Here is a 2,453-nt window from a genome sequence, read left to right on the forward strand (position 1 = left end):
CCCACACCCGAACCCGCCACATACAACTCCCCCACCACACCCACCGGCACCGGCCGCAACCAGCCATCCAACACAAACAGCGCCGCCCCCGGCACCGGCACCCCGATCGGCACGCTAGCCATCCCGGGTACCAGTGGGGTGCTCACCGCCACGCACATCGTGGTCTCGGTGGGCCCGTAGGCGTCGATCATGACCCGGCCAGGCGCCCACCGATCCACCACGCCGACCGGGCACGCCTCCCCGGCAACCATCAATGCCGTGGATTCCAACGCCTGCGGATTGAGCATGCTCACCGCCGACGGCGTCTGACTCAGCACCGTCACTTTTTCGTGGATCAGCAACGACTGCAACTCTTCTGGGGAAGCGGTCGCCGACTCAGGCACCACCACCAGGCGCCCGCCCTGCAAGAGGGCTCCCCAAATCTCCCAGACCGAAATGTCGAAAGCCAGCGAGTGACACTGCGCCCACACGCCCACCTGCGGCAGCCCCACCCGCAATGAGCCCATCAACTGGGTGACGTTGCGGTGCGTGATGGCCACCCCTTTGGGCGTGCCGGTGGTGCCCGAGGTGTAAATCAGGTAGGCGACATCATCGGAGTCCGGAGGCGGCAGCGGCGCAGCCGAATAGCCTTGTGCCTGCTGAACAGAGATCACCGGCAGGTCGTGGCCGCCGAGCCGTTCAGCCAAATCGGCGGTGGTGATCACCGCCACCGGGGCGGCATCGGCGATCACAAACCCGACCCGCGTATCGGGCACTCCGGGATCTATCGGCACATACGCCGCTCCCGCCTTGAGCACCGCGAGTATCGCGACGACCGCATCCGCTGACCGCGGCAGCAGCAGCGCAACGAACCGTCCCGGACCTGCTCCGAGTTCAATCAGCAAGTGCGCCAACCGGTTCGATGCCTCAGAAAGCTCGCGGTAGGTAGCGGACTGCGCACCGAAGGCCAGCGCCACCGCATCCGGGGACCGAGCCGCCTGGGCAGCAAATAGGGCCGGGATCGACGCGGTAGCCGCCGAAGACTCGCCCAACGATGCGCGATTGCTCAGCACGTCGAGGCGCCCATACTCGGCCGCGTCGAGGACATCGACGGTCGAGAGCGGACGGTTCGGATCGATGGCCATCGTCTCCAGCACGCGCTGGAACCGCCCAACCAACGTGTGGATGGTGACCATGTCGAACACGTCGGTGTCGAATTCGAGGCGTAGCCGCAGTTCGGTACCGGGGAACGCCTGCACCGTCAGTGGATAGTGATTGTACTCTCGGGCACTGAATTCGGTTATTTTCCAGATATTTTCGTCGTCACGGTTCAGCACCGCGGCATCGACCGGGAAGTTTTCGTAGCCGAAGAGGGTGTCGAACAATTGGTCGTGACCGGTGACGCGGTGTATCTCGCTCAGCGCCAGATGCTGGTGGTCCAGGGTGTACTGGTAGGCGTCGTGCAACTGGCCGATCAAATCGGCGCTGCTGGTCGTGGCGGTGGCGGTAGCCCGCACCGGCACCGTGTTGATCAGCAATCCGACCATCGACTCCGCACCGGCGATTTCGGTGGGGCGTGCCGAGATGGTGGTCCCGAACACGACGTCATGCTGACCGGTCAACCCCATCAGCAAGTGGGCGAACCCGGCCTGCAGCACCGTACTCAGGGTGGTTTGGGCCGATCGGGCCAACTCCCGCAATGCCTCGGTGGTCCGCCCCGACACCGCAGACCATTCCACGCCGCGCCGGCCCGAACCCACGCGGTCAGGCGGGCCGACCAAGGTGGGGAGATCGAATCCGGCGAGCAGTGCGCCCCACGTTGCCCGGGCGGTCGCGTCATCACGGCCCGATAGCCATGATATGAAGCGCCGATACGGGACCGCGGGCGCCAATACCTGCCCGTGGTAGGAGGCAAAGACTTCGCCCAACAAGATGGGCAGCGACCAACCGTCGAGCACAATGTGGTGGTTGGTCAATACGAACCGATACTGGTTGGGCTGGGTGCGAATCAACAGAGCACGGAATGCACTGCCGCTCATGAGGTCACATACCGCGGCCCGCTCCGCGGCGCACAACGCCGCGATCTGCTCATCCGCATTGCCATCACCTGCGACCAGGTTGACATAGCGCCACGGCACGACGGGATCGACCGTGAGGATCTGCACCGGCTCGGCGAACCGATCGCAGAACCCGGCCAACAGGTGCGGATGTCGGGTGCCAACCTCTTGCACCGAAGCACCAAGCCGGTACACATCCAGCGGGCCGGAAATGGTGATGCTCACCTGCACCGCATACAGTTCCTCGTCACCCTCAGTTGTGGCGGCGTGGAACAACAGCCCCTGCTGCAGCGGTGTCAGCGGCAAGATGTCGGCGACCCGATACTGTTGCTGCAATTCATCGATCTGCGCCTGGTTCAGTCGGGCTGGTGCGATGTCCGATGGGCTCAACCCGCCCCCACCCTGGCGCACATGTGC

General features: G+C 64.8%; 1 protein-coding gene. It reads right to left on the reverse strand.

The genetic code is table 11. From position 1 onward, the window contains the following. Positions 1-2,453, reverse strand: a 2,453-nt coding sequence (locus BST27_RS30075; RefSeq protein WP_139805478.1) for a non-ribosomal peptide synthetase, incomplete at both ends; no start/stop codon positions are given.

It is taken from the genome of Mycobacterium intermedium (assembly GCF_002086275.1).
Lineage (GTDB): Bacteria > Actinomycetota > Actinomycetes > Mycobacteriales > Mycobacteriaceae > Mycobacterium > Mycobacterium intermedium.